The following is a 2,558-nucleotide window of genomic DNA, read 5'->3' on the forward strand; positions in this document are numbered from 1 at the left end:
TCCCAGCTTTGGTGGGTAAAATGTATTCTAAGATACATTTCTCCTAGCGAGGGGGTGGAACGAACCACAAAGACACAAAGGACACAAAGATCGATCGATCCTATGTCAATTAAACTTATCACACAGAACCTAGAAGAGCCATTAATTTTTTAGCCTATATTAACAAAAAAATAATCTAAAACTAATAAATAATTTATGGTTTCTTGATTTAAGTAATCAATCATTAATTCAAACTATTCTATTGATAACTAGATAGTTTCTCAAAATTACTCTAGTCCTTTAGTTTATGGATAGAGGTAGTTTTTGTCTATTTTTCGCCCTTGGCCGTCACCTCCAATGGGATTGAGGCGGAATTTTTCCCCACTGTGCCAATGGATATAAACAAATAAAAATGGTGTCAGTAGGGAAAAAGCTTACCCTCTAGGAATCCTGTAAAAAAATTAATTCAGCCGGTGTTACCGCTCCTTTTTCCGTGATGATAGCGGTGATTAAAGCGGCGGGAGTAACATCGAAAGCGGGGTTATAAAAGTTAACATCTCTAGGGCAAACGGTAGTTGTCCCCACCTGATAAATTTCGGCACGATCGCGCTGTTCGATCGGTATCCCCGTACCATCCTTAAGGGAAAAATCCACCGTCGATAGGGGGGCAGCCACATAAAAAGGCAGATTATGAGCTTTTGCCAGCACCGCGAGGGAATAGGTGCCGATTTTGTTAGCCGTGTCCCCATTGGCCGCAATGCGATCGGCCCCAACAATCACCGCATCGATCAGTTTTTGCTGCATACAGTGGGCCGCCATGCTATCGGTGATCACGGTGACGGGAATTCCCTCCCGCAGACATTCCCAAGCGGTTAATTTTGCCCCTTGCAACCTTGGCCGGGTTTCGTCTGCATACACTTGTATTAATCTTCCCGCCGTCCAAGCGGAACGAATTACCCCTAAAGCAGTACCATAACTGGCCGTGGCCAGGGAACCAGTGTTACAGTGGGTTAAAATTGTCAGTTTTTCTGGTTGATCTGGCAGCGCCAATAAACCATGATTACCGATCGCCCGACAGGTTTCCACGTCTTCTTTTTGGATATTGTGGGCAGTTTCCAGGAGATTTTTGCTAATTATTGCCACTTCTGAGCCACTTTCCCTGGCCACTTTTAACATTCGCTCGATCGCCCAGAATAAATTCACCGCCGTCGGCCGGGTTTGGGCTAATCGATCGGCTATTCTAGTTAAATCGGCCAGAAACTGCTCTTTCTGGTTGGTTTTAATTTCCTGCGCTCCTAAAACCATACCGTATGCAGCCGCTACCCCGATCGCTGGGGCGCCGCGGACAATCATCGTTTCGATCGCCCGGGCCATGGCTTCACTGCTGGTGATCTCAACTTCCCCATACTCCATGGGTAAACGGGTTTGATCGATCAGCCAGACTTTGTTATCTTGCCAACGCACGGGATAGATTGAGTTACTCTCGGCAGTGTTTGTGGTCATAATTAGTAATCTCCGTAATAGTTGAAAAATTGGTTTTTTTTAAGAGGTCTAGTCCCGTGCGCTCTAGTTACTTTAAGCGAGCGAGCTTGGATTCTGGTTATAGCTAGATTAGGGTTTAATCTTATACATCCCGAATTTTATCCTTTTTATTCTTGTCTAAGTTTTTGGACTCTTTCTATCTCTTTTCTGGTCGGTTGTAGAGTTTTTTTTGCGGGTGATTCTCAAGCGTTCGGCTATTCTTGCCACTGTGGCCACACTTAACACTATACCGGTTCTTTCTAGGAATAGTTTCGATAGTTCGGCTAGAGTTGCGTCATTATTTTCCTCAATCAAATCACCAAGGGCGATCATCTGTTCTGACGTAAGTTTTAAATGACGGCCACATCGATAAGTCTTCGGTCGAATATCTCCCGTTTCTCGAGATTGCTTCAAAAGCTTTTGTACGAAACTTAAGGTTACGCAGAATCTTTTCGCTAATTGTCTTTGAGAGATGGGTTCGTTATAATAACAGTCTAGGATTTTCTGACGGAACTCTACTGGATAGGATTTCATTTTTTGTACAATTTAGCTATCGATAACATTATACTCATTGAAGACATTATGCTGCTGGGTCGATTGTACCCAGTAATCAGTAGTTCAAAAGTCAATACAAGTGCTTTAGGGTAAGGGTTTGCTGATTTTTATGCAGGAAGTTCGGGAATCAATAAAAATAATCTCCTGTCTCCTGACGGCCGACAACTGATGTTTACTTTTCCTCTTGTCTTCTTGCTGCTAATTGGTCTAAAATTTCGGCGTGAACTTGGCGAGTAATTGGATAAAAATAGGCAAGAATTAAGCTAATGATCAGAAAAAATGCCGGTAAAGGCGCAATTGCTAGGCGAATTGCTATTAAAGCACTATCCGGCTGCAGGGGAATTGCTTCTCCTGGTATTCTTGGTTTAAAACCCGATGTTTCTAGAGCAATACCGACAAGAAATAACCCCAAAGCTAAACCAATTTTTTGCAAAAGTACCATGAAAGCATAAAAAATACCTTCTCGACGTTTTCCTGTTTCTAATTCGTCTAATTCAATCACA

General features: G+C 42.8%; 3 protein-coding genes. All 3 read right to left on the reverse strand.

Going from position 1 to position 2,558, the window contains the following annotated elements:
* Positions 1-420: 420 nt before the first annotated feature.
* On the reverse strand, positions 421-1,482 hold the full coding sequence (gene mtnA / locus PX484_RS06525) for an S-methyl-5-thioribose-1-phosphate isomerase (protein WP_287765724.1): 1,062 nt from the start codon (positions 1,480-1,482) through the stop codon (positions 421-423).
* A gap of 156 nt (positions 1,483-1,638) precedes the next feature.
* On the reverse strand, positions 1,639-2,034 hold the full coding sequence (locus tag PX484_RS06530) for a helix-turn-helix domain-containing protein (protein WP_004163831.1): 396 nt from the start codon (positions 2,032-2,034) through the stop codon (positions 1,639-1,641).
* 193 nt (positions 2,035-2,227) lie between these two features.
* Positions 2,228-2,558 (reverse strand): MFS transporter (locus PX484_RS06535; RefSeq protein ID WP_288103193.1); only part of this gene is annotated, 331 nt, incomplete at its 5' end.

The sequence above is a fragment of the Microcystis sp. M49636_WE2 genome (genome assembly GCF_030065375.1).
Classification (GTDB): domain Bacteria; phylum Cyanobacteriota; class Cyanobacteriia; order Cyanobacteriales; family Microcystaceae; genus Microcystis; species Microcystis aeruginosa_C.

What these genes read in the sequence shown, in the direction of transcription:
- mtnA (WP_287765724.1), bottom strand. Translation starts at nt 1,482, where the DNA reads ATGACCACAAACACTGCCGAGAGTAACTCAATCTATCCCGTGCGTTGG.
- PX484_RS06530 (WP_004163831.1), bottom strand. Translation starts at nt 2,034, where the DNA reads ATGAAATCCTATCCAGTAGAGTTCCGTCAGAAAATCCTAGACTGTTAT.